Raw genomic sequence first — 20,144 nt, forward strand, 5'->3', positions numbered from 1 at the left:
TTCTTGGGTGTTGCGGGTCAGTCGGCGGTCGAGAACGCCGCGTCGAAGGAAGCCTCAGGGGCGTCGAAGGCGAGCCGGCGGACGAACTCGAGCGCCTCGGGGGCGCCGATGAGGCGGTCCATGCCGGCGTCCTCCCACTCGATCGAGATGGGGCCGTCGTAGCCGATGGAGTTGAGCATCCGGAAGCACTGCTCCCACGGCACGTCGCCGTGGCCGGTCGAGACGAAGTCCCAGCCTCGGCGCGGGTCGGCCCAGGCGAGGTGGGAGCCGAGCCGGGCGTTGCGGCCGTTGCCGGTCTGCATCTTCGTGTCCTTGCAGTCCACGTGGTAGATCCGGTCGCGGAAGTCCCACAGGAACCCGACCGGGTCGACCTGCTGCCACACCATGTGGCTGGGGTCCCAGTTGAGCCCGAACGCCTCCCGGTGGCCGATCGCCTCCAGCGTCGCGACCGTCGACCAGTAGTCGTAGGCGATCTCGGAGGGGTGCACCTCGTGGGCGAACCGCACCCCGCACTCGTCGAAGACGTCGAGGATCGGGTTCCACCGGTCGGCGAAGTCCTGGTAGCCGGCCTCGACCATCTCCGCGGAGACGGGCGGGAACATCGCGACGTACTTCCAGATCGAGGAGCCGGTGAAGCCGACGACGGTCTTGACGCCCAGGTTCTTGGCCGCCCGGGCGGTCATCTTCATCTCCTCGGCGGCCCGCTGACGTACGCCCTCGGGGTCGCCGTCACCCCAGATCTTGGCGGGCAGGATGTCGCGGTGGCGCTGGTCGATCGGGTCGTCGCAGACCGCCTGGCCCTTGAGGTGGTTGGAGATCGCGAAGACCTGCAGGTTGTGCTTGGCGAGCAGGTCCAGCTTCGCCTGGACGTACGTCTCGTCCTCGGCCGCCTGCCAGACGTCGAGGTGGTCGCCCCAGCAGGCGATCTCGAGGCCGTCGTAGCCCCACTCGGAGGCGAGGCGGCAGACCTCCTCGAACGGCAGGTCGGCCCACTGGCCGGTGAAGAGCGTGATCGGTCGGGTCATGGTGTGTGTCCTTCCTCAGGGAGCAGAGATGCAAGCAGGTCGCGGACCTCGGTGGCCTCGAACCGGTCGCGCTTGACGGAGGCGTCGGAGCAGACGAGCACGGGTCCGTGCTCGGGGTCGTCAGGCAGCCGGCCGTGGCTGCCGGAGACCGGGGCGGGGTCGAGCGGCACGACGCTCATCGCGTAGCGCAGCCCGGCCGTCTTGCGGGCCAGGGTGGTGGCGGCGCGCAGCTTGACCCAGCGGTCCTCGGGGTCGAGGAACAGCTCGGCGGGGTCGTAGCCGGGCTTCTTGTGGATCTCGACGCCGCGGGCGAAGTCGGGCGCGTTCGCGTCCTCGAGCCAGTAGTAATAGGTGAACCAGGCATCCGGCTCGGCCACCACGACCAGCTCACCCGCGCGCTCGTGGTCGAGTCCGTACGCCGCCTGACCGGTGCGGTCGAGCACCTCGGCGACCCCGTCGAGGTCTTGGAGGAGCTTCCGGACCCGTTCCAGGTCGGCCGGGTCCTTGACGTAGACGTGGGCGATCTGGTGGTCGGCGACCGCGAAGGCGCGCGAGGTCCACGGGTCGAGCAGCTCGCCGGTGGCGTTGTGGTGGACGTGCAGGAGGCCCTCGCGGCGCAGCAGCCGGTTGACGTCGACCGGGCGGGTGGCGCGGGTGATGCCGTACTCGCTCAGCAGCACGACACGGACGCCCGCGGCCTCGGCGTCGTCGAGCAGCGGTGCCAGAGTGGCGTCGACGTCGCGGGCGGCCTGGGCCGCCTGCGGGCTGTCGGGACCGAACCGCTGCAGGTCGTAGTCGAGGTGCGGGACGTAGACCAGGGTCAGGTCGTGGTCGGGCATCACCTTGCGGGCGGCCGCGACGATCCAGGCCGAGCTCTTGATCGAGGCGGTGGGACCCCAGTAGGTGAACAGCGGGAACGGGCCGAGCTCGGTGGTGAGGGTGTCGTGGAGCTCGGGCGGCCAGGTCCAGCAGTCCGGCGACTTCTTGCCGTCGGCGTGGTAGGCCGGGCGCGGGGTGACGGTGGTGTCGACGTCGGCGCCCATGGCGTACCACCAGCAGATGTTGGCGACCTTCGCTCCCGGGCGCCGTCGGCGGACGATGTCCCACAGCTTCTCCCCCTTGACCAGCGCGTTGTGCTGGCGCCACAGGAGCACCTCGCCGAGGTCACGGAAGTACCAGCCGTTGCCGACGATGCCGTGCTCGCGCGGCAGCGCGCCGGTCAGGAAGGTCGACTGCACCGAGCAGGTGACCGCGGGCAGCACGGTGCCGAGCTCGGCGGTGAACCCCGACTCCCCCACCTGCCGCACCCGCGGCATGTGTCGGAGCAGCTCGGGGGTCATCCCGACCACGTCGATGACCAGCAGCTTGTCACTCATGCGGAGGCCTCCTGCAGCTGTTCCAGACCGGCCTCCAGGAGCCGGTCGCGTGTCCAGGCCAGCTCGGCCGCGATGCCCGCGACCAGACCGGCGTCCTCGTTCGGGCGGATCTGTTCGGGCAGGACCCCCCAGGTGTACGTCTCCACCTCGAGGTGGTCGGTGTGGGCGACCGGGCCGCCGAGGAGCGCGTCGAGCGTGCCGGCGAGGTGTTCGCGGGTGCTGCGCAGCGGCGGTGCCGGATCGGCATGGAGAGGTACGTGGAAGTGCACCCGCCAGGGATGCTCGGCCGGCAACGGGCGATGGCCGGTGAGCGCCTCGGGCAGGTCGTCGCGGCTGTCCACCCGTCCTCCGCGCGGCTCGCGGGTCTGGTGCAGGAAGCGGTCCTCGGCGTAGGAGGCCAGGGCTTCCCGCGTCGCCGGGTCGCTGGGGTCGTCGGCGTGCAGGGCCGCGGAGACCTGGACCTTGACGACCGGCAGCCCGGCCACGTGCAGCCGGTCGAGCGCCTCGGTGGCGTCCTCGAACTGGGTGGCGAGGTGGCAGGTGTCGACACAGATGCCGAGGTGGTCGGGGTCCAGCCCGGCGAGCCGGGTCACCGCGTCCCGGGTCGTCTCCACGACGCAGCCGGGCTCCGGCTCGAAGCCGACCCGCACCGGCCGGCCGTGCTCGGACTCGATGCCGGCCAGGCCGTCGGCGAGCTCGCCGATCAGCTCCCGCGCGGCCCGGTCGCGGTCGGTGAACCACGGGGTGCGCCAGCCCAGCGGGAGGGTGGAGATGCTGCCGCGGGCGGCATCGTCGGGCAGCAGCGCCGCCAGCACCCGGGCACAGTCGAGGGTGTAGTCGAGGCGGCGTCGCGTCGACCAGTCCGGTGCGTAGACGTCGCGCTTCACCACCGGGGCGTGGAACCCGGCGTACGGGAAGGCGTTGAGGGTGACGACCTCGAGTCCGTGGCGGTCGAGTCCTGCGCGCAGCCGGTCGAGGGTGGCCGGGTCGGCGGCCAGCTCGTGGGCGGTCGCGGCCGGGAGCCAGAGGCCGAGGCCGAGGCGGGAGACCCCGAGCCGGGCCCGCACCTCGCCGGCGTAGCGGCGCAGCTGGTCGAGGATGCCGTCGACGTCCTCGGCGGGGTGCACGTTGCTGCAGTAGCCGAGGTGGACGACCGTGCCGTCGCGGTGCCGGAACCTCATGCGCGCTCACCTCGCAGCAGCGAGTTGCCCGCGAAGGTGTCACCCTGGCCGGTCTCGGGAACATCGAGCAGGAGCCGTCCGCTCTGACCGAAGAACTCCACCGGGTTGCGCCACAGCACCCGGTCGACGTCGTCCTCGGTGAAGCCGGCCGCGAGCATCGCCTCACCGGTCGCCCGGGTGCGCAGCGGGTCGCTCTTGCCCCAGTCGGCGGCGGAGTTGACCAGCACCCGGTCGAGGCCGCGCCGCTGCAAGATGGCGACCATCCGGTCCGGATCCATCTTGGTGTCGGGGTAGATCGAGAAGCCCATCCAGGCACCCGCCTCGTCGACGACGTCGACGGTCATCTCGTTGAGGTGGTCGACGAGGACCATCCCGGGCTCCATCCCGGCCGCCTCGACCAGGTCGAGGGTGCGGCGGGTCCCGGCCAGCTTGTCGCGGTGCGGGGTGTGCACCAGCGCCGGCAGCGCGAACTCGCGAGCCAGCTCCAGCTGACGGCTGAACGCCTTCTCCTCGTCCTCGGTCATCGAGTCGAAGCCCACCTCGCCGACCGCGACCACCCCGTCCTTGGCGAGGTAGCGCGGCAGCAGGTCGAGCACCGGGGTGCAGCGCGGGTCGTTGGCCTCCTTCGGGTTGAGCGCGATCGTGCAGTGGTGGGCGATGCCAAACTGCGAGGCCCGGAACCGCTCCCAGCCGACCAGCGCGTCGAAGTAGTCGACGAATGAGTCGACGCTGGTCCGCGGCTGTCCGAGCCAGAAAGCCGGCTCCACCAGGGCTTGGACCCCGGCGGCCGCCATCGCCTCGTAGTCGTCGGTCGTACGCGAGCTCATGTGGATGTGCGGGTCGAAGATGCGCATCAGGACTCCCGAGTGGTCTGGGTGGGGGCGGGCAGGAAGGACAGCGCGTCGGCGGGCACCTCGCGGCCGGCCGCGCGCCGCTCGGCGGCGTAGTCGGCGACCATCCGGCGCAGCTCGTCGTCGGCTCTGTCCAGACCGGCGACCAGACGAAGAGGTACGCCGACGAAGAGGCACTTGAGCACCGCCTGGCGCCACGCGGCGTCGTCGAGCCGCGAGGCATACGTCCCCAGGGCCGCGGCCACCAGGCGCGGGTCGTTGGTTCGCAGCGCGTCATGGACCAGGTCGAGAGCGCGGTCACCGATCGCGTCCTCGATGTGCCCGAGGCCGAGCAGGACCGCCCGCCGCTCGTCGGCGTCGCCGAAGCGGTAGAGGTCGTGGATCTCGCTGCTCAACGTGTCCGGATCACCGGCCAGGGCACCGCCGAGCGCCGCCAGCAGCCGGAGGCGTGCGCCGTCCTCGACCCGCTCCGCGCCGGGCTCGGCCGAGGTTCCGGGCGTGCGCCCGATCTCCCTGGCCGCAGCTGGGAAGCAGGTTCTGATCCGGGCGGGGTCCGCCTCGATCTCAGCGCACCACGCGTCGAGTGTCCGCTCGTCGGCAACCGTGTTGGTCTCGACACGCTCGCTGGCGCTCGCGGCTCGACCGACGGGGGCATTGCTGGTCGAGCCGCCGGAGCCGCTAGGCGGAGGCGTGTCGAGCGTTGTATCGAGCTTGTCGAGATGATCAACACGGTCACCTTCAGCTGACGCGTTCATGCGCGCACCTCCTCAGGGTCGGGCAGCCCTTCGAGGGTCTCGCGCAGGAACGCGAGGGAGCGCTCGGCGACGACGGGGGCGGCGTGGGACTGGCGGGGCAGCTCGAGCGCGGCGAGCCCGGTGTAGCCGATCTCGACGAGGGTGCCGAGCGCGGCGGCGAAGTCGACCTCGCCGGTGCCCAGCTCCAGATGCTCGTGGACGCCCTCGACCATGTCGTCGACCTGCACGTTGGCCAGCAGCGGACCGGCCAGGCGGATGGTCTCGGCCATCCCCCGCGGCTCGTTGCACACCACATGGCCGAGGTCGAGAGTGACCCGCAGCAGCTTCGGGTCGTCGAGGCGCCGGCGCAGCTCGAGCACGGCGTCGAGGGTGTCGACGAAGTGCCCGGGCTCGGGCTCGACCGCACACACGACGCCACGGCGGGTGGCGAGGTCGAGGACCCGCCACACCCCGTCGCACAGGCGTCCCCAGGCCCGGTCCTCGTCGACGCCGTCGGGCAGGGTGCCCGACCAGAACGAGACCGCCTCCGCGCCGAGGTCGGCGGCCACCTCGACCGCCCGGTGCAGGTAGTCGACCCGACGGGTCGCGTCCGGGCCCGCGTGCAGCAGGGTCGGGTAGTGCTTACGGAGCGGATCGAGGATGTAGCGAGCGCCGGTCTCGATCACGACCGACAGGCCGAGCTCGTCCAGCCGGCGGCCGACCTGGGCGACCCGGCCCGCCAGGTTCGGCCGGAAGGGGTCCAGATGAAGGTGGTCCAGGGTCAGCGCGACCCCGTCGTAGCCCAGCGCGGCCAGGAGGCTCAGCGCGTCCTCGAGCCGGTGGCTGTGCATGCCGTTGGTGCCGTAGCCGAAACGCAACGTGCCGGTCGTGCTCATGTCGGCGACACCACCTTCGAGGCGGCCTTGACGATCGGGCCGGCGGCCAGCAGCGCGACCGCGGCCAGCGGGGAGCGGCGGGCGACGAGCGCGGCCTGGAGCGGGATCATCCCGCGGATCCCGGCGCCGGTGGCGTGCCGGACCGTACCGGCATCCGGCGAGGAGACCGCGGCGAGCTGGGCGGAGCCGACGCTGTGGGCGTACGTCGCGGCGAGGGCGACGGGCAGCGCCGCCCGGCCGTGGCCGGCCGTGACGGCCGCGGTCGCGACCGTGGCCGCACCTGCGAGACCCGCCGTGACGGGCCGGGTGCCGTGGACCTCGCCCCGGCTGAGCAGGGTGACCCCGGCGGTGTGGGCGGCGAGCAGACCGGCAGGCACCAGCCCGGCCCGCGTACGTCCGCTCGCACTCGCCCCGAGGAGCACGTCGAGACCTCGGGCCGCGGCCATCGCGACCGGCCCGGCCGGGGTGTCCTTGAGGACGGTGTCGTAGGCCCACACCGTGCCGGCCAGGGCTGCCGCTGTCGCCGCGGCCGGACGGCCTCCGACGAGGGCGGCCAGCCCGACGCCCGCCGCGGTCAGCCCGACGGCGACCCCCAGCGCCTGCCGCGGGCTCACCCGCCCCGACGGGATCGGCCGCTCGGGGCGCTCGACGGCGTCGAGGTCCCGGTCGGCCCAGTCGTTGAGCGCCATCCCGGCCCAGTAGAGCGCCACCGAGGCGGCCGGCATCGCGACCGCACGGGCCGCAAGCGGACCAGCAGCGGCGGCCCCGGCCAGGGTGTCTCCCGGCACGGTGAGGGCCGCCGGCAGCCGGACGAGCTCGGCGAAGGCTCGGGCGGAAGACGTCATGCGCCCACCTGGCCGACCCGGCCGCACCACGCGACCAGCTCCTCCCACTGGGTGCCGAGCCGGTGCTCGACCGAGCCCGCCGGGTCCTTGAAGAAGAACCCGAACGGAAGCGGTCCGCTCTCCCCTACTTCCTGCGCGCGCAGCGTCAGCCGGGCCAGGTCGAGCACCAGCGGCGCGGCCAGCGCCGAGTCGCAGCCGCTCCAGGTGAACTGCAGCGACATCCGTACCCCGAGGAACCCCTCGAAGGAGACGTGGTCGATGGCGGTCTTCCAGTCGCCGTGGTCGGGGACGTAGTCGATGTGCATCGGCCCCTCCACCGGGTGACCGAGCATCGCCTCCAGTCCCTGGGCCTTGGTGACGAGCTTGCTCTGCGCGTTGGCCGGGTCGGCGAGCGTGGCGCCGTCCCCGCCACCGAGCATGTTGTAGGAGGCCCACGCGTTGACCTGAAGCGCCCGCGTCGAGAACATCGGCGCCAGCGCCGACTTCAGCAGCGTCTCCCCGGTCTTCCCGTCCGAGCCCGCCCACGGGAGCCCGGCCCGCTCGGCGAGAGTGACGAGCACCGGAAGCCGCGGCCCGGGACTCGGCGTGAACGAGACCACCGGGCAACCGGCCCGGTAGGCGGCCAGGACATAGACGGAGCTGGCCGGCAGCGGTGACTCGCCCGCGGCCAGCGCCGCGTCGAGGGCGTCGGGATCGGCGAGCGGCCCGCCGTCGGTGACCTCGGCCGGCGGCTCGGTGCTCGCCACGTCCACCACGACCACCCGCTCGAGCCCGTGGTCTTCGCGGAAGGCCACCAGATCGGCGGTCAACCGCTCGACGGCAGCACCCTGGGGCTCGGCGCCCGCCGGGTCATAGCCCGTACGCAGCCGCCTCTCGACCTCCGCCAGGTCGCCCGCGATCGCCGGCAGGATCCCGGACGGCACGACCCCGCCCGCGGCGAGCCGCTCGGCCCGCTTCACCAGCGGGTCCGCGCCCACGTCGTGCCCACCGATCACCAGATCCTCGAGCGAGGGCAACCCGGCGGCCGCGATCTCCGGCTGCTCGGCGACCAGCCCGACCCGCCCGGCGAGCCCGGCACGTACGGCCAGCGCACCGACCGTCGTGGTGACACCGACCGAGCCGCGGGCACCGACCAGCCAGAGCCCGACCCTGGCGCTCATCGGTCCGCCTCGCAGCGGAACCGGGCGACGCCGGCGACCATCTGGATGCCGCCGAGCACGTGGGAGAGGAACTCCGGCTCGGTGTAGGACTCCGAGGTGTGACCCATGCCGGTGTAGAAGGCACGGCCGCCGTCGTACCGGTGGCACCAGGCGATCGGGTGCGGGTTCCCCATGGCATAGGGGCCCGGGTCGTAGCTGCGCTCGTCGAGGTCGGCGAGGACCCGGATCGAGTCGGCCGGACGGTCGCGGAAGCTGTACCACTCGTCCCAGCGGGTCCACCGCCTCGGCAGCTCGGCCGTCGCCGCGGTGTTGTGCGCGTGCACCTTCACCGTCGCGGTCTGCTGGGCAGGATGACCTGCGAAGTAGGCACCGACGAGGCCGCCGTACCAGGGCCAGTCGTACTCGGTGTCGGAGGCGGCGTGGACGCCCACATAGCCGCCACCGCCCTGGATGTAGCGCTCGAACGCCGCCTGCTGCCCCGCATCGAGCACGTCACCGGTGGTGGAGAGCCACAGCACCGCCTCGTACGCCGCCAGGTCGGTGTCGTTGAACACCGCCGCGTCCTCGGTGGCGGTCACCGTGAAGCCGTTCTCCGCTCCCAGCCGCTCGATCGCCGCGATGCCGTCGGGGATGGATCCGTGCCGGAACCCGGCGGTCTTGGAGAACACCAGGACGTCGTACGTCCCGTGCCCATGACCCCCACCATGACCCCCACCAGGGCGGTCGGCGGTGGCGGACGGCGCCGGCGCCAGTGCGGCGACGGCCACCAGTGCCGCGCCCGCGATCAGAGTTCTGAACCTTCTCGATCCGTACTTCATGATGAGGTCCCTTCCGAGCTGAGTGGCTGAGTCATTCCAGAGGTCGATTCAGGGCGCGGGCGCGGCGGCGGAGTGGGTCAGGTGGGGATCTCCTGCCACGTCCTGGTGTCGGAGCTGGTCTCGACGGCGGCGAGCACGCGCTGCACCTGGAGTCCGTCGGCGAACGTCGGCGTCGGCTCGGTGTCCTCGCCGAGCGCCCGGACGAGGTCGACGACCTGGTGGGTGAAGCCGTGCTCGTAGCCGAGGCCGTGCCCCGGTGGCCACCAGCCCGCGACCCAGGGGTGCTCGGGCTCGGTGACCACGATCCGGCGGAAGCCGCCTTCGGCGTCCGGCAGGGTCGCGTCGTGGAAGTGCAGGACGTTCATGTCCTCGAAGTCGAAGGCCAGGCTGCCCTTCGACCCGTTGATCTCGATCCGGATCGCGTTCTTGCGACCGGTGGCGAACCGGGTGGCCTCGAAGGAACCGACCGCTCCCCCGGCGAACCGCGCCAGGAAGAGCGCGGCGTCGTCGACGGTGACCGGTCCGCGCTCGGCCCCGGCGGTGGCGGAGAGCCCGGACGAGCTCTCGGCGACCGGGCGCTCCTTGACGAACGTCTCCAGCATCCCGGAGACCTCCAGGATCCGGTCACCGGTGATGTGCTGGGTCAGGTCGATGATGTGGGCGCCGATGTCACCGAGCGCACCCGAACCGGCCTTGGTCTTGTCGAGGCGCCAGCTCAGCGGGGTCTCGGGGTCGGCCAGCCAGTCCTGGAGGTACTGCGCACGCACGTGGTGGAGCTCCCCGAGCCTGCCGTCGGCGACCAGCTTCCGGGCCAGGGCGATGGCGGGCACCCGACGGTAGGTGAACCCCACCATGGCCCGCACCCCGCGCTCGGCTGCGACCGCCGCGGCCGCGGCCATCCGCTCGGCCTCTGCCACGCTGTTGGCCAGCGGCTTCTCGCACAGCACGTGCTTGCCGGCCTCGAGCGCGGCGATCGCGATCTCCGCGTGGGTGTCACCGGGCGTGCACACGTCGACCAGGTCGACGTCGTCGCGGGCGATCACGTCGCGCCAGTCGGTGACGCTCTCCTCCCAGCCGAACCGGGTGGCGGCCTCGGCCACGCGAGTCGCGTCACGGCCGCAGAGGACCTGCATCCGCGGGGTCAGGGGAAGGTCGAAGAAGCGGTGGGCACTGCGCCAGGCGTGGGAGTGGACGGCGCCCATGAAGGCATAGCCGATCAACCCCACACCGAGCGTGGCGTTCTGCTCGGTCATCGGAACTCGATCCTGTGTTTCGGTGGTGTCGCTCCGTGCCCGAGCACGGAGCGATCTTGCGGTCTGGCTGGGTCGAGCTCGGTCAGGACTCGAAGGCCGTGGGCAGGAACTCGTCCACGTTCTCCTCGGTCACGACCGGGGCGTCCAGCTGGATCGTGCGCGGCACGGTCACCTCGACCAGGTCGGACATCGCCTTGTCCTGCACCAGGAGCCGGGCGAGCTTGATGCCGTCCGCGGCCTGCGTGGAGGGGTAGATGACCGTCGCCTTGAGAACGCTGTCGCCGGACTCGATCTCGCGCATGGCGTTCGCCGATCCGGCGCCGCCGACCATGGTGAACTCGTCACGGCCGGCGTTGTTGATCGCGGCCAGCACGCCGACGCCCTGGTCGTCGTCGTGGTTCCACAGGAAGTCGATCTTCGGCGCCGCCTGCAGCAGGTTGGAGGCGGCCTTCTCGCCGCCCTCGACGGTGAAGTCGGCGGCGACCCGGTTGTCGACATCGAGGCCACACTCGGACAGCGCGTCCTTGAAGCCCTGGCTGCGGTCCTGGGTCAGCGGGAGCGAGTCGATGCCGGCGATCTCGGCGACGACGGCGTCGGTCTTTCCGTCGGCCTGCTCGCAGACGTACGTCCCGGCCGAGACGCCCATGCCGTAGTTGTCGCCGAGCACGGTGACGCGCGCGGCGTTGGGGTCGTTGAACTCGCGGTCGACGTTGATGACCGGGATGCCGGCCTGCATCGCCTTGAGCGCGACCGGCGTCATCGCGGCACCGTCGAAGGGCAGCAGCACGATGGCGTCGACCTTGTCGTTGATGAAGGTCTCGACCTGGCTGATCTGGAGGTTGACGTCGTTGGTGCCCTCCGCCAGGCGCAGGTCGACGTCCTCGTAGGAGTCGCCCGCGGCCTTCGCCTGCTCGCTGATCGCGCCCATCCAGCCGTGGTCGGCGGCGGGTGCCGAGAAGCCGATGACGACCGTGTCGCCCTTCTCGTCGTTGGAGCCGGCCTCGGCGTTGGACGTACCGCCGACGTTGTCGGACTTCTCGGGGGTGTTGCTGATGCAGGCCGAGAGGGCGAGCACCGAGGCACCGGCGACGAGGATCTTTGCTGTGGACTTCAGTTTCATGAGGTGCTCCTAGAGCGTGGAAGGGTGGAGGAGGGATGAGTCCGAGACCCGAGGACGGCTGGTGGGACGGCGTAGGGCGGTCATGACCCGGGCTGTCGTGAGAACCGCTTCTGCAGCAGCACGGCGGCGATGATGATCAGGCCCTTGGTGAAGACCTGGGCGGAGATCGAGAGGTTGTTCATGACGAAGACGTTGGTGAGGGTCGAGAAGATCAGCACCCCGAAGACGGTGCCGACGATGGTTCCGCGACCACCCGCCAGCAGGGTGCCGCCGATGACGACCGCGGCGATGGCGTCCAGCTCGTAGGCCCCGCCGTGGGTGGCGCTGCCCGTCGTGGTGCGGCTGACCAGCATGATCGCGGCGATGCCGCAGCAGACGCCGACGAGCACGTAGAGGAGCACGGTATGGCGGCGTACGTTGATGCCCGCCAGCCGCGAGGCCTCCGGGTTGCCGCCGATGGCCAGGGTGCGCCGGCCGAAGGTGGTGCGGTTGAGCAGGACCCAGCCGATCACGGCGACGATGACAAAGATCCAGACCAGGACCGAGATCCCGAGGATGTCGCGTGAGAACGCGTCGGTGAAGCCCGGAACGCTGAGGATCTGGGTCTTGCGCGCCGAGATGATCTCGGCCAGACCGCGGGCGCTGGCCATCATCGCGAGCGTCGCGATGAACGGCACCACTCCGCCGTACGCGATCAACAGCCCGTTGATCAGGCCGGCACCCGCGCCGACCAGGAGCGCAGTGGTCACGATGAAGATCCAGTGGTAATCGTTGGCCATCGCCTGCGTGGACAGTGTGGTGCACCAGACCGAGGAGAGTGCGACCAGCGCACCCACCGACAGGTCGATGCCACCACCGGTGATCACGAACGTCATCCCGATGCTGACCACGCCGATCACCGCAGCGAGGCGCAGGATCGTCATCACGTTGTCGACCGACGCGAACCGGTCACCACCGGTGATCACGCCGACCAGAGCGAGCAGAGCCAGCGCTACGACCAGGCCGAGGTTGTGGCCGGCACCGCCGCGCAGCAGGCGACCGACACTTCCCGATTCCGCCCGGCGTCCCCCGGCGGCCTCCTTCTCCACCCGGGCCGTGTCCGCCGGGGTCACAGCATCCGTGGGGGTGTCGCTCATGCGACCTCTCCTTCCATCACGAGGTCCAGGACCTTCGACTCATCGATCTCGGTGGCGGGTCCCTCGTGGACGACGGAGCCCTCGCTGACGACGAGGACCCGGTCCGCGAGACCGAGCACCTCCTCCACCTCGCTGGACACCACGACCACGGCGACACCTTCGTCGGCCAGGCGGCGGACGAGGTTGTAGATCTCGGTGCGCGCCCCGACGTCGACGCCCCGGGTGGGCTCGTCGAGGAGCAGCACCTTGCAGTCGCGCAGCAGCCACCGGGCGAGCACGACCTTCTGCTGGTTGCCGCCCGACAGGTTGCGGACCGGCCGGTCCACCCCGGCGGGACGTACATCGAGCGAGCGGCTGAGCTCCTCAGCGGCGCGGCGCTCGGCACCGCTGTCGAGGAAGCTGGCCTTCGAGAACTTGTTCAAGGACGAGACGGTCACATTGCGATAGACCGCTTGGTCCAGCAGCAGCCCTTGGCTCTTGCGCTCCTCGGGCGCCAAGCCGACCCCGGCGGCGACCGCGGCACGGACCGAGCCGCGGCGCAGCCGGCGGCCGTTGACGGTGACGGTGCCCGCGCTGGGGCGGCGGGCGCCATAGATCGTCTCCAGGATCTCCGAGCGGCCGGAGCCGACCAGTCCCGCCAGCCCGACGATCTCGCCGCCGTGGACCGCGAGGTCGACGTCGTGGAAGCGGTCGCCGGACAGGCCGGTGGCCTCGAGCACCGGCGCTGCGTCGCGGTCAGGTGGCGTCGTGGGGCGGTTCGGGAAGACGTACTCGATCTGGCGGCCGGTCATCAGCGTGATCAGCTCCGAGGTCGGCGTCTCCGCGACCGGGAGCCCGGTGGCGACGGTACGGCCGTCCTTGAGGACCGTGATCCGGTCGCCGATCTGGCGGATCTCCTCGAGCCGGTGGGAGATGTAGATGATCGCGACACCCTCCGCGGTGAGACCGCGCATCACCCGGAAGAGGTTGTCCACCTCCTCCTGGTCTAGGACCGCCGACGGCTCGTCGAGGATGAGCAGGCGGGTGTCGTGGGACAGCGCGCGCGCCATGCTGACGATCTGCTGCCCGGCGGGCGAGAGGTCCCCGACCAGGCGGTTCGGGTCGACCTCGCTGTGACCGAGCCGGGCCAGGAGCGTACGCACCCGCTGGGTCGCCTCCGCGCGGCGGCTGAACCCGGCGGTGGCGAGCTCGTGGCCGAGGAAGATGTTCTCGGTCACGGTGAGCCCGGGCACCAGGTCGAGCTCCTGGTAGATCGTCGAGATGCCGCGCTTCATGGCGGCGACCGGCGTGGTCAGCCGGACCGGCTCGCCCTCCCAGAGGATCTCCCCCTCGTCGGGCTGGTACGCCGCCGAGAGCACCTTGATCAGCGTCGACTTGCCGGCACCGTTCTGGCCGAGCAGGCAGTGCACCTCCCCCGCGCGGACGTCGAGGTCGACTCCGCCGAGGGCGAGCACGCCGGGGAACCGCTTCACGATCCCGGTCATCTCGAGCAGTACGTCACCTCCGCCCGCGCTGGCGGCGGGGCCGTCCGGCGACGGCTTCGGGCTCTGGGTCATCGGGTTCCTCCGTGCAGTTCGGCGAGGGCGGTGGGGTCGGAGAGCACCGGCTCCAGGGAGACCAGTGCGCCGCCGCGGACGGCGGCGGTGGGGCCGAAGGCCGAGATCGCGACCCGGGTGCCGCCTGCACGCGGCGCTAGGACGTCGGCAGCGAGCCGTGCCTCGACGGCCGGGCGCAGCCACTCGCCGAGCACGGCGAAGTAGCCGCTGAGCACGACGGTGCCGGGGTTGAGCGTGTTGACCAGGACGGCTGCGCCGGTGCCGAGCCAGGTGCCGACCTCGTCCAGCGCGGCCAGGGTGCGGCCGTCGGCGAGCCGGGCCCGCTCGACCAGGGTGGCGAGCCGCTCCTCCAGGGTCAGCACGGGGTCGCGAACCGGGTCGTCGGGGTCGGTGGCCGCCTCCAGCAGCGCCCGCAGGCCGACCACGGTCTCCCAGCAGCCGGTGCGGCCGCAGCCGCAGAGCCGACCGCGCGGGTCGATCGGGAGGTGGCCGATCTCCCCGGCCCAGCCGTGCCGGCCCGGGGCCACTCGGCCGCCGCTGACGATCGCGCCGCCCAGGCCGACCTCGCCGTAGAGCACCACCATGTCGGCGCGGTCGGCATCGGTGGGGTCGAGCTCGGCGGTGGCGGCGAGGGTGGCTTCGTTGGCCACGCGCACCGGCGGCACGAGCCGCACCGACCCAGCCGTGGCGCCCAGCCGGCGGCGTACGTCCTCGGCGGCGTCGATGTCGCGCCAGCCGAGGTTGGGGGCGAGGGTGACCCGCTGCGTGGCGGTGTCGACGAGCCCTGCGACGCCGACGGTGACGCCCGTGACGGTGGTGCCGGCGGTCCGTACCTCGGCGAGGGCGTCGGCGACCAGCCCGGCGAGCTCGGCCAGTACGCCCTCGGGCGGAAGACTGCGGCCGTCGATGCCGCGGCGGGCCTCGGCGATCACGGTCCCGGCGAGGTCGACGGCGACGACGGCGAGGTGGTCGACGTTGATCTCCGCACCGACCCCGCACACCGAGCTGCCGATGAGCCGGACCTGGACGCCCGGGCGGCCGGCGCCGCGGCGGTCGGCGTCCTCGCAGGAGACCAGCCCGAGCTCGGCGAGCTCGTCGACCAGGCCGTTGGCGACCGTGCGGGTCAGCCCGGTCTCCTCGGCCAGGCGGCCCCGCGAGCGCGGCCCGCGGTCGCGCAGCGAGCGCAGGAGCAGGCCCATCCGCGCGGTCCGGACAGCGGCCGGGTCGGCGGTGGCGGAGACCCGCACGGTGATGTCTGCGTCGCGCACGGTCGTCTCCTGTCCGGGGTCTACGTGTCCATCACAGACGCGGGCCTGTGATGGCAGTCACAGAATTCGGTGACCGAGAGACAAACTAGTGACACCGCTCACGTTGTACAACCCTTTCGCGGCGGTTTCTGCAAAGTTTCTGTCGAACTTTGAAAAGTGATTGGACAAAGTAGCCGAAAGGGGCACCCGACCACGGTTGGCCGGATGCCCCTTTCAGGTCAGTTTCGGGTGAGTCCCCGAGAGATCGCGAAGATCACTCGCTGGGTGCGATCACCACCTCGGCGGAGCCGGTCAGCGCCGGCAGACCGTCCTCGCCCGGATCGGTGTACTCGGCCACGAAGACGGCGTGGAGCTCGTCGTTGCCAGGGTCATGCCCACCGGGCACCGTGGTCACGATGGACCCGCTGCAGCCGTTGGCCGTGGTCTGCGGGTGACCGTGCTCGTCGTGCCCGAGGACGTACGTCACCGAGACCTTGCTGCAGTCGACGGCCTGGTCGTCGCTCACCTCGACCTGGAACTGCACGGTGTCGCCGAACTCGAAGGCCTCGCCTGGCGCCGGGTCGGTCGTCAGAGTGACGACCGGCACATCGTTGCCGACGACCACGTCGACGTCGGCCGAGGCGTGCTTGCCTCGCCCCACGCCGCCGTGGTCGGTCACGGTCAGGGTGGCCCGATAGGCCCCCACCTCGTCGTAGGAGTGGGTCGCGGTCGCTCCGGTGGCATCGAAACGGCCGTCACCGTCGAAGTCCCACTGGTAGGTCAGGTCGTCACCGTCGGCATCGGTGGTGCCGGCGCTGTCGAACGCGACCGTCAGCGGAGGCTGACCCGCGCTCTTGTCGGCGGTGATCACCGGCTTCGGGGTGTGGTTGCCGGAGCGGGCGATGTAGTCGATCCGGGAGACCTGGGCCTCCTCGTTCTCGCTGAAGAACCCATCGCCGTACTCGAGCATGTAGAGCGACCCGTTCTTGCCGAACTCCAGGTCCATGACGTTGTCGGTCGCGAAGGTGCTCAGCACATCCTCGATGCCGGTCAGCTCGCCCTTGCGGTCCAGCCGCATGCCCTTGATGTAGTCACGACCCCACTCGGCGAAGAGCGGGATGCCGTCGTAGTAGGCGGGCCAGGCGCCCGATCGGGCCGACTTCGTGTTGCGCTTGTCGTAGTCGTACGCCGGACCGGCCATCGGCGCGATGCCGCCGGCCGAGCCGAGCTCGGGGAACTCCGCCGAGGCACCGTAGGAGTACCAGACCGTCGGCTGGGTGACCGCGGGAAGCCGGGTCAGCCCGGTGTTGTGCCGCGAGTCGTTGACCGGAGCCTCGCAGTCGAAGGACGGGCCGGAGACGCCGGTCGCGAAGTCGTAGTCGCGGTACGGCAGCTCGGCGGTCGCGCACAGCGGCCAGCCGTAGTTGGCGGGCTTGGTGACCACGGTCCACTTGCCCTGGCCGGAGGGGCCGCGGTCCGGGTTGGCCGCGGCGGCGTCGGGCGAGTAGTCGGCCACGAAGAGCCGGTCGTTGTTCGGGTCGATCTCGATCCGGAACGGGTTGCGCAGGCCCATCGCGTAGATCTCAGGACGGGTCTTCGGCGTACCGGGCTTGAAGAGGTTGCCCTTCGGGATCGTGTAGCCGCCGGTGCGCCCCGGCTTGACCCGCAGGACTTTGCCGCGCAGGTCGTTGGTGTTGGCGGCCGTACGCCGGGCGTCGAACGCCGGGCTGCGGTCCGCCCGGTCGTCCAGCGGGGAGTAGCCGTCGGACTGGAACGGGTCGGTGTCGTCGCCGGTGGCGAGGATCAGGTTGCCGTCGGAGTCGAAGACGATGTCGCCGCCGACGTGGCAGCAGCGCCCGCGGTCGACCGGTACGTCGAGGATCTGCTGCTCGGTGGAGAGGTCGATCTTGCCGCCCTTGTACTGGTAGCGGGAGACCCGGATCGCACCCTTGAACGGCTCGAAGTCGGCCGGGGTGCCGTTCTCCGGGGCGTCGCCCTCGTTGACGTTCGGCGTGGCCGGGTCGTCGACCGGGGTGTTCAGCGGCGGGGAGTAGTAGGCGTAGATCCAGCGGTTTCGCTTGCCGTCGTAGCCGGGATCGAGGGCGATGCTCTGCAGGCCCTCCTCGTCGTGCTGGTAGACGTCGAACTCGGCGGCCACGGAGTTGACGCCGGTCTCGGCGTCGTTGAGCCAGACCTTGCCGGCCCGGGTGCTGTGCAGGACATCCCCGTTGGGCAGGACCGCAAGGTCCATCGGCTCACCGGGGCGGTCGTTGAGCGTCACCTTCTCGAAGTCGGTGTCCGGCGGTGGGGCGGCCGTGGGGGCCGCGTCCGCGGACGTGGTGATGGGGAGAACCAGGAGGCCGGAGACCACGGTGGTGGCGACGCTCCAGAGGGTGAATCTGCGCACGGTCCATCTCCTTCTCTCGCTGTCGTGGAGGGGAGCGAGATCGTCCGCGAACGTAGCGATGTGACGCCGGTCACGTCAAGTGACTTGCGTACTTTCGCAAGAAGATTTCGAAAGGTGGAACGATAATGCGCCTCTGGGGCGGTCGGGAGCGGGTCTACGCCTCTCCGCTGCTGGGCGCGTAGACCGAGGCGCTGATCAGGTGAGCGGCCCCGATGACGCCACCCTCGTCACCCAGCTCGCTGAGCACGATCGGGAGGTTGCCGGTCGCCAGCGGCAGCGAGCGGCGGTAGGTCACGCTGCGGATCTCGGCGAGCAGCCCGTGACCCAGCTTGCTGACCCGGCCGCCGATGACGATCAGGCCCGGGTTGAAGAACGAGACCAGGCTGGCGAGCACCTGGCCGATGCGGTGTCCGCTCTCCCGGATGAGCTGGACCGCCTGGGCATCGCCGCGGGCCACCGCGACGGCGATGTCCTCCGCGCTCAGCTCACCCTTCTCCGCGAGCAGCTCGGCCAGCACCGGCGAGCGTCCGGAGCGGGCCGCGGCGAGCGCCTCGCGGGCGAGCGCCGCACCTCCGGAGAACGCCTCCAGGCAGCCGGTGTTGCCGCAGGCGCAGGTGGGTCCGAAGTCCTCGACGCGGATGTGGCCGATGTCGCCGGCACAGCCGTCGACGCCGCGGTAGAGCTCCCCGTCGACGACGATCCCGCAGCCGATGCCGGTGCCGATCTTGACGTAGAGGAAGTCACGAGCAGTGCGGGCGACGCCCGCGTGCTGCTCCCCCGCCGCGAGCACGTTCACGTCGTTGTCGAGCACGACCGGGCAGCCCAGCTCGCGCGCGACCGCGTCACGCACCGGGTAGCCGTCCCAGCCCGGCATGATCGGCGGCGAGACCGAGACGCCACGGTGGAAGTCGACCGGTCCGGGTACGCCGATCCCCGCACCCATCGGCTCGGAGACGCCGTGCTCGTCCAGGAGCGCGCGGACCTCGTCGAGCGCGGTCGCGAGCACCTTCTCCGGGCCGCTGCGGATGTCGCACGCCCGGGTGCGGGTGCCGATCACCGACAGCCGACCGTCGGTGAGGCCCACCGACATGCTGGTGGCGCCGATGGAGATGCCGACGAACCGGATGTCCGGCGCGAGGTCGACCAGGGTCGAGCGCCGGCCGCCCCGGGAGGCCGCCGGCCCGACCTCGTGGGCCATGCCCAGCTCGGTGAGCCGGCCGACCTCGGCCGCGATCGTGGTGCGGGAGACGCTCAGCCGGTCGGCGAGCTGAACCCGCGACAGCGGGCCCTCGTCGCGCAGCTGGGCGAGCAGTCGTGCCTGCATGGAGGTCTCGGCCCGGCCGGCGAGTGAGTGGCGCATACCGGCGATCCTGCCATGTGGCACCGCCTGCTAGCCCAGGAGCGCGTCGACGAAGGCCTCCGGGGTGAACGGGGCCAGGTCGTCGGGGCCCTCACCGAGGCCGACGAGCTTGACCGGGACGCCGAGCTCGCGCTGGACGGCGACGACGATGCCGCCCTTGGCGGAGCCGTCGAGCTTGGTCAGGACGATGCCGCTGACCGCGACGGCCTCGCTGAAGACGCGGGCCTGGATGAGGCCGTTCTGGCCGGTGGTGGCGTCGAGGACGAGCAGGACCTCGGTGACCGGGGTCTGCTTCTCGATGACGCGCTTGACCTTGCCGAGCTCGTCCATCAGGCCGGCCTTGTTCTGCAGCCGGCCGGCGGTGTCGACGATGATGGTGTCGACACCGGTGTCGAGCCCCTCCTTGACCGAGTCGAAGGCGACGCTGGCCGGGTCGGTGCCCTCCGGGCCGCGGACGACCTCGACGCCGACCCGCTCACCCCAGGTGGTCAGCTGCTCGGCGGCGGCGGCACGGAACGTGTCGGCGGCACCGAGGACGACCTTGCGGTCCTCGGAGACCAGGATGCGGGCGAGCTTGCCGGTGGTGGTGGTCTTGCCGGTGCCGTTCACGCCGACCATCAGCACCACGCCGGGGGCGCCGTCGGTGCCGCTGACCTGGAGCCGGCGGTCCATGCCGGGGTCGACCAGCTTGATCAGCTCGTCGCGCAGCGCCGCCTTGGCGTCGGACTTGCCGCCCTCGACGCGCAGCCGGGTGCGCAGCCCGTCGACCAGCTCCTGGGTCGGGGCGACGCCGATGTCGGCGGTCAGCAGCAGGTCCTCGATGGCCTCCCAGGTGTCCTCGTCGAGCTGGTCGGAGGAGAGCAGGTTGAGCAGCCCGCGGCCCAGCGCGTTGGAGCCGGCCAGGCGCTGGCGCAGCCGCACCAGGCGCGAGGCGGTGCTCTCCGGCTTCTCGATGACCGGCGCGGCGGGTTCCGCCGTCGCCGGCTCGGCCTCCCCGGGGGCGGCCTCCTCGAGGGTCGGCTCTTCCGGGCGGGTGATGGTGTCGGTCCCCGCCTGGGTCGGCAGCGAACGCTCCTTGCGGCGCCGGGTGCTGGTGACCAGACCGACGATGCCGCCGCCGATGATCGCGACAGCGGCGACCGCGATGATGACGATGAGGGTGACCATGTCCATGGGCCT

The 20,144-nt window shown here is 71.5% G+C and carries 17 protein-coding genes; all 17 read right to left on the bottom strand.

The features are described from left to right. Positions 1-17: 17 nt before the first annotated feature. The gene (locus ACIRON_RS05035) at positions 18-1,025 is read right to left on the bottom strand and encodes a sugar phosphate isomerase/epimerase family protein (RefSeq protein WP_402989733.1); all 1,008 of its coding nucleotides are present in this window, start codon (positions 1,023-1,025) and stop codon (positions 18-20) included. Further along, positions 1,022-2,401: an alkaline phosphatase family protein gene (locus ACIRON_RS05040; protein WP_402989736.1), complete on the bottom strand. Its 1,380-nt coding sequence runs from the start codon at positions 2,399-2,401 to the stop codon at positions 1,022-1,024. The genes ACIRON_RS05035 and ACIRON_RS05040 overlap by 4 nt, the downstream gene beginning before the upstream one ends. Further along, complete coding sequence (gene eboE, locus ACIRON_RS05045) at positions 2,398-3,582, bottom strand: metabolite traffic protein EboE (protein WP_402989739.1); 1,185 nt, start codon at positions 3,580-3,582, stop codon at positions 2,398-2,400. The genes ACIRON_RS05040 and eboE overlap by 4 nt, the downstream gene beginning before the upstream one ends. Then, positions 3,579-4,436, bottom strand: a complete 858-nt coding sequence (locus tag ACIRON_RS05050) for a TatD family hydrolase (protein ID WP_091049680.1) — start codon at positions 4,434-4,436, stop codon at positions 3,579-3,581. The genes eboE and ACIRON_RS05050 overlap by 4 nt, the downstream gene beginning before the upstream one ends. Beyond that, positions 4,436-5,188, bottom strand: a complete 753-nt coding sequence (locus ACIRON_RS05055; RefSeq protein ID WP_402989743.1) for an EboA domain-containing protein — start codon at positions 5,186-5,188, stop codon at positions 4,436-4,438. Before ACIRON_RS05055 ends, ACIRON_RS05050 begins: the two co-directional genes overlap by 1 nt. Beyond that, complete coding sequence (locus tag ACIRON_RS05060) at positions 5,185-6,063, bottom strand: sugar phosphate isomerase/epimerase family protein (protein WP_402989746.1); 879 nt, start codon at positions 6,061-6,063, stop codon at positions 5,185-5,187. Before ACIRON_RS05060 ends, ACIRON_RS05055 begins: the two co-directional genes overlap by 4 nt. Next, a complete protein-coding gene (locus tag ACIRON_RS05065; protein ID WP_402989749.1) occupies positions 6,060-6,908 on the bottom strand; it encodes an SCO3242 family prenyltransferase in 849 nt (282 codons plus the stop codon). The genes ACIRON_RS05060 and ACIRON_RS05065 overlap by 4 nt, the downstream gene beginning before the upstream one ends. Continuing rightward, positions 6,905-8,068 (bottom strand): inositol-3-phosphate synthase, encoded by a 1,164-nt coding sequence (locus ACIRON_RS05070; protein ID WP_402989752.1) that lies wholly within the window; start codon positions 8,066-8,068, stop codon positions 6,905-6,907. The genes ACIRON_RS05065 and ACIRON_RS05070 overlap by 4 nt, the downstream gene beginning before the upstream one ends. Next, a complete protein-coding gene (locus tag ACIRON_RS05075) occupies positions 8,065-8,886 on the bottom strand; it encodes a ThuA domain-containing protein (RefSeq protein WP_402989755.1) in 822 nt (273 codons plus the stop codon). Before ACIRON_RS05075 ends, ACIRON_RS05070 begins: the two co-directional genes overlap by 4 nt. 77 nt (positions 8,887-8,963) lie before the next feature. Then, positions 8,964-10,139: a Gfo/Idh/MocA family protein gene (locus ACIRON_RS05080; RefSeq protein WP_402989758.1), complete on the bottom strand. Its 1,176-nt coding sequence runs from the start codon at positions 10,137-10,139 to the stop codon at positions 8,964-8,966. Between the two features lie 82 nt (positions 10,140-10,221). Continuing rightward, positions 10,222-11,259 carry a substrate-binding domain-containing protein gene (locus tag ACIRON_RS05085; protein ID WP_402989761.1) on the bottom strand — a complete coding sequence of 346 codons (1,038 nt, stop codon included), beginning with the start codon at positions 11,257-11,259 and terminating at the stop codon, positions 10,222-10,224. Between the two features lie 80 nt (positions 11,260-11,339). Then, positions 11,340-12,395, bottom strand: coding sequence for an ABC transporter permease (locus ACIRON_RS05090; protein ID WP_402989763.1), 1,056 nt, complete (start codon positions 12,393-12,395; stop codon positions 11,340-11,342). Further along, positions 12,392-13,951, bottom strand: a complete 1,560-nt coding sequence (locus ACIRON_RS05095) for a sugar ABC transporter ATP-binding protein (RefSeq protein WP_402989766.1) — start codon at positions 13,949-13,951, stop codon at positions 12,392-12,394. The genes ACIRON_RS05090 and ACIRON_RS05095 overlap by 4 nt, the downstream gene beginning before the upstream one ends. Next, on the bottom strand, positions 13,948-15,219 hold the full coding sequence (locus ACIRON_RS05100) for an ROK family protein (protein WP_402989769.1): 1,272 nt from the start codon (positions 15,217-15,219) through the stop codon (positions 13,948-13,950). The genes ACIRON_RS05095 and ACIRON_RS05100 overlap by 4 nt, the downstream gene beginning before the upstream one ends. A gap of 253 nt (positions 15,220-15,472) precedes the next feature. Then, entirely contained in the window at positions 15,473-17,605 is a 2,133-nt protein-coding gene (locus ACIRON_RS05105; RefSeq protein ID WP_402989771.1) for a PQQ-dependent sugar dehydrogenase, read from the bottom strand. A 154-nt stretch (positions 17,606-17,759) separates the two neighbouring features. Then, positions 17,760-18,965 (bottom strand): ROK family transcriptional regulator, encoded by a 1,206-nt coding sequence (locus ACIRON_RS05110; protein WP_402989774.1) that lies wholly within the window; start codon positions 18,963-18,965, stop codon positions 17,760-17,762. Between the two features lie 30 nt (positions 18,966-18,995). Beyond that, positions 18,996-20,138, bottom strand: coding sequence for a signal recognition particle-docking protein FtsY (gene ftsY / locus ACIRON_RS05115; protein WP_402989777.1), 1,143 nt, complete (start codon positions 20,136-20,138; stop codon positions 18,996-18,998). Positions 20,139-20,144 lie beyond the last annotated feature (6 nt).

Source organism: Nocardioides sp. NPDC101246 (assembly GCF_044767415.1).
In the GTDB taxonomy this organism is placed as follows: Bacteria; Actinomycetota; Actinomycetes; order Propionibacteriales; family Nocardioidaceae; genus Nocardioides.

What these genes read in the sequence shown, in the direction of transcription:
- ACIRON_RS05075 (WP_402989755.1), bottom strand. Translation starts at nt 8,886, where the DNA reads ATGAAGTACGGATCGAGAAGGTTCAGAACTCTGATCGCGGGCGCGGCA.
- ACIRON_RS05090 (WP_402989763.1), bottom strand. Translation starts at nt 12,395, where the DNA reads ATGAGCGACACCCCCACGGATGCTGTGACCCCGGCGGACACGGCCCGG.
- ACIRON_RS05080 (WP_402989758.1), bottom strand. Translation starts at nt 10,139, where the DNA reads ATGACCGAGCAGAACGCCACGCTCGGTGTGGGGTTGATCGGCTATGCC.
- ACIRON_RS05095 (WP_402989766.1), bottom strand. Translation starts at nt 13,951, where the DNA reads ATGACCCAGAGCCCGAAGCCGTCGCCGGACGGCCCCGCCGCCAGCGCG.
- ACIRON_RS05035 (WP_402989733.1), bottom strand. Translation starts at nt 1,025, where the DNA reads ATGACCCGACCGATCACGCTCTTCACCGGCCAGTGGGCCGACCTGCCG.
- ACIRON_RS05060 (WP_402989746.1), bottom strand. Translation starts at nt 6,063, where the DNA reads ATGAGCACGACCGGCACGTTGCGTTTCGGCTACGGCACCAACGGCATG.
- ACIRON_RS05110 (WP_402989774.1), bottom strand. Translation starts at nt 18,965, where the DNA reads ATGCGCCACTCACTCGCCGGCCGGGCCGAGACCTCCATGCAGGCACGA.
- ftsY (WP_402989777.1), bottom strand. Translation starts at nt 20,138, where the DNA reads ATGGACATGGTCACCCTCATCGTCATCATCGCGGTCGCCGCTGTCGCG.
- ACIRON_RS05040 (WP_402989736.1), bottom strand. Translation starts at nt 2,401, where the DNA reads ATGAGTGACAAGCTGCTGGTCATCGACGTGGTCGGGATGACCCCCGAG.
- ACIRON_RS05050 (WP_091049680.1), bottom strand. Translation starts at nt 4,436, where the DNA reads ATGCGCATCTTCGACCCGCACATCCACATGAGCTCGCGTACGACCGAC.
- ACIRON_RS05055 (WP_402989743.1), bottom strand. Translation starts at nt 5,188, where the DNA reads ATGAACGCGTCAGCTGAAGGTGACCGTGTTGATCATCTCGACAAGCTC.
- ACIRON_RS05085 (WP_402989761.1), bottom strand. Translation starts at nt 11,259, where the DNA reads ATGAAACTGAAGTCCACAGCAAAGATCCTCGTCGCCGGTGCCTCGGTG.
- ACIRON_RS05065 (WP_402989749.1), bottom strand. Translation starts at nt 6,908, where the DNA reads ATGACGTCTTCCGCCCGAGCCTTCGCCGAGCTCGTCCGGCTGCCGGCG.
- eboE (WP_402989739.1), bottom strand. Translation starts at nt 3,582, where the DNA reads ATGAGGTTCCGGCACCGCGACGGCACGGTCGTCCACCTCGGCTACTGC.
- ACIRON_RS05070 (WP_402989752.1), bottom strand. Translation starts at nt 8,068, where the DNA reads ATGAGCGCCAGGGTCGGGCTCTGGCTGGTCGGTGCCCGCGGCTCGGTC.